Origin of the sequence: Wolbachia endosymbiont of Drosophila bicornuta (assembly GCF_028982105.1) — a bacterium.
Lineage (GTDB): Bacteria > Pseudomonadota > Alphaproteobacteria > Rickettsiales > Anaplasmataceae > Wolbachia > Wolbachia pipientis.
Genome location: NZ_JAPQLF010000081.1, coordinates 1 through 3,197, shown reverse-complemented (window position 1 = coordinate 3,197; position 3,197 = coordinate 1). Strand labels below are relative to the sequence as shown.

The following is a 3,197-nucleotide window of genomic DNA, read 5'->3' as shown; positions in this document are numbered from 1 at the left end:
TGCTTATGGCTATGGTAGAGCAGTAGCATATTATGATCTGTTCGGATTATTGTAAAAAGAGCTATACCTTCAAAAATGAATGTTTGTACAGCTATGGAATGAATCGCGGTATGACGTGTTGCTTGGGTTAGCTATAGATTTCTGAAATGATTTCAAAAAAATGATAACTAAGATTAAAGCGACAACATGAGGTTTCTCAGCTCTGGAAATTTCACGTTTAACTGCAAAAATAGATACTTATTTAAAAAATATCCTGTGACTTTCAGTCCTAACTGAAATTCTTGGAATGAGTAGCTGTTTTGTAGGGTATTATTGTATACATCATGCAACATTTGTGGAAAAGGTAGGAGTTTATCTGCATAATAATCTCCTACTTTTTTTGACACTGCTCTACCAGTTTTTGGAGAAATAAATTGCAGATTTTCCTTAACACCTGTTACAGCGCATTTGGATAAGTCTAACTTGAATCCCAATTGCGTAAGAAGCAGAAGCTCTAAGTTAAGATAATGGCTTTGCCAAGACTGATTGTTGTGTTTAATTACATCGATGAAATATCGAAAATTGTCATACAGCATGGCACAGGGTTCACTTTCTGGAAGCACTTTTTCTAAAACAGAGGAGAAAGAAACAATAGTAATGCTTTTTAACCTATCTTGAAAGAAATGATGGAATGGAGATTCGATTAATTCGCACTTAAAAAAACCTAGATTTTCAGGTAACTTAGCACTCCATTCTGCATGTAATAGATTACTTATCTGAAACTTATAATTGCTATTGTTTGTTAGCTTAGTCAATCCCCTGCGCTTTCCATGATTTTTTGTAAACAGAGAAAGAATTAAGTTTTTATCGCCGTATTTTTTAGCAGCTATAATGATGCCTTCATCTTTCCATCTCATTTAGAGTGTATTGACCGTATGATATATAGGATAGTGCAACTAGAGCGTGTAATCCATAAAAATCACTTACTCCGTTACTGTTTGCTTCCAAAGTTTCAAGGCTATGAGAGAGTAAGTTATTGGCTGCCACTCTTCTTCCTGAGCCTGATGCATTTCATACTGAGCTTTTGGTTTGCTAAATAATTGTTTGAATGATTTTAGTAACATTACTTTTCCTCGTCTGAAATTTTGGATAATTCAGCTTCTAATTCTTCTATCGTCGGTAAAGCTGTTTTTATGTTCTCTGGTAGATTTTCAGTTATTCCATATTCTGCTAGCCCTATTGGCTTGTTCATGTCTCGGAGTGTATATTTAGCAAGTACATCGTCTTTAGATTTACATAAGATTAACCCTATAGAAGGTTGATCTGTCGAGTGCTTCAGTAAATCATCAACTGCAGAAAGATAAAAATTCATTTTACCAGCATATTCCGGCTTAAAATCCTTATCTTTTAGTTCAATCACTACGAAGCAACGTAACTTTAAATGATAGAATAATAAATCAATATAAAAGTCTTTATTACCAACATCTAAATGAAATTGTCTACCAACAAATGCAAATCCTTCACCGAGTTCTAACAGAAATTTTTCCATATGCCCTACGAGTCCTTTTTCTACTTCTCTTTCATGAGCATCCTTACCTATACTTAAAAAATCAAAAATATACGGATCTTTTAATGTGTAATGTGCTAGATCGGATTGTGGAGATGGTAATTTTTCTTTAAAATTAGTTATTGCTTTTCCTTGACGTTTATGTAGTCCAAGTTCTATCTGCATCACCATAATGTTACGTGACCAGCCATGTTCAATAGCTTTTTTTACATAAAATAATCTTATTTCATGACTTTCTATTTTTTCCAAAAGAGTGATATTGTGATACCAAGTTAATTGTGCAAGAGGCTCCTGCACAAATTCAACATCAGGATATTCTTTGGCAAACTTACGCATATACTTCAGATTTCTCATGCTAAAGCCTTTCATTTCTGGAAATGTACTTCTCAAACCTTACTTAATTGATCAATTACCTTAGCTCCCCAGCCGTGTTCTCTTTGCCGTTTTAAGATTTCTGTTCCAATATAATGGTAGAGCAAGATAAGCTTACTATTTACTGCAAGCGCTGCCTTATAACGGCTTGTTGCAATACGATCTTTCAACTGCTCTAAAAATTCTGTATATTCTTTTGCTATAATTCTTGTCATAGGATTCCTTTTAATCCATTATACAATTCCTTTGTCTGTCGAGAAGACAACCTTTCGCTTGCCTGCAACTTTGAAGGGATTCCTTATTTACTTCAAACTTGTCCATCAACTAAAATATATTGACTTTACGTGCAATATTAGCTTTAAACCAGTAAAACAAGCTGCTTAACATATGCGTTTTTTCTATTCTAATTATATTCTTTTTTTGTCTTTATGTTGTTTTTTGCTTTTTTCGTTATCTTCAACAAAAGCCCAAACGAATGATACGTTAGCTGTTCCTATACCACAAAGGAAAAAAGAAATAGTTGAGCACACTGTTGTAGCACAACCGAGGCAAATTATCGAAATGCAAGAAGAAGTCATTATTAACGAGGGTAAAGAATTCATTCCTGTTCCAAAAAGAAAAAAAAGTGTAGAGAAGAAACTAAGAAGGGATGTCAGAGAGGCAAAGAATGAAATAGGAAACGAAAAAAGCGTTGAGAGCAAAAAGGATGAATTAGTTGTAACAGAAATTATTAACTCTATAAGAGAAAAGCTCACAAAATGCTGGAGCATTCCTGAAAGCATAGCTTACAAAGAAAATTTTAATATAAAAATTAACTTATTGTTATCCAGTCAAGGCGAGATAATTATGGCGGATATAGCAGACAGTGATTCCTATCGAAATAATCCACTTTTCAGGTCGATAGCAGATAATGCAATGCGTGCATTATATAAATGTAGCCCATTGACCGGCTTGCCTACTCAGCACCACCACATTTGGCGTGAAGTAACACTAGATTTTATTCTATAGCTAAAGTATAGCTCTTTTTACAATAATCCGAACAGATCATAATATGCTACTGCTCTACCATAGCCATAAGCACATATCTTATCCTATTCGGACTATTGCGAGAAGTGCTATAATTCTATAATTTAATAAGCCCACTGTATCCGTTCAGGATAGCAGCAAGGTAGTATAACCATAGAGTAAAAGTGAGTTTATAACAAATGGTGTCATCCCAGTGCTTGACACTGGGATGGCTTTGTTGCATAGCAACTGAAAAAATCTGGTGGCTACTGAC

3 protein-coding genes and 1 pseudogene are annotated in these 3,197 nt (G+C 34.3%); 1 reads left to right on the top strand and 3 read right to left on the bottom strand.

The window, feature by feature from the left end:
- Positions 1 to 173: 173 nt before the first annotated feature.
- The 3 genes and pseudogenes from recO to OZD68_RS02190 form a co-directional block, all read right to left on the bottom strand.
- The gene (recO, locus tag OZD68_RS02200) at positions 174 to 896 is read right to left on the bottom strand and encodes a DNA repair protein RecO (protein WP_182309188.1); all 723 of its coding nucleotides are present in this window, start codon (positions 894 to 896) and stop codon (positions 174 to 176) included.
- Entirely contained in the window at positions 880 to 1,026 is a 147-nt protein-coding gene (locus tag OZD68_RS02195; RefSeq protein WP_182309187.1) for a hypothetical protein, read from the bottom strand. Before OZD68_RS02195 ends, recO begins: the two co-directional genes overlap by 17 nt.
- Positions 1,027 to 1,102: 76 nt before the next feature.
- Positions 1,103 to 2,133 (bottom strand): annotated as a pseudogene (locus OZD68_RS02190) (PDDEXK nuclease domain-containing protein).
- Between the two features lie 172 nt (positions 2,134 to 2,305).
- On the opposite strand from OZD68_RS02190, the gene OZD68_RS02180 reads away from it, so the two are divergent.
- Positions 2,306 to 2,926 carry a hypothetical protein gene (locus OZD68_RS02180; RefSeq protein WP_182309186.1) on the top strand — a complete coding sequence of 207 codons (621 nt, stop codon included), beginning with the start codon at positions 2,306 to 2,308 and terminating at the stop codon, positions 2,924 to 2,926.
- Positions 2,927 to 3,197 lie beyond the last annotated feature (271 nt).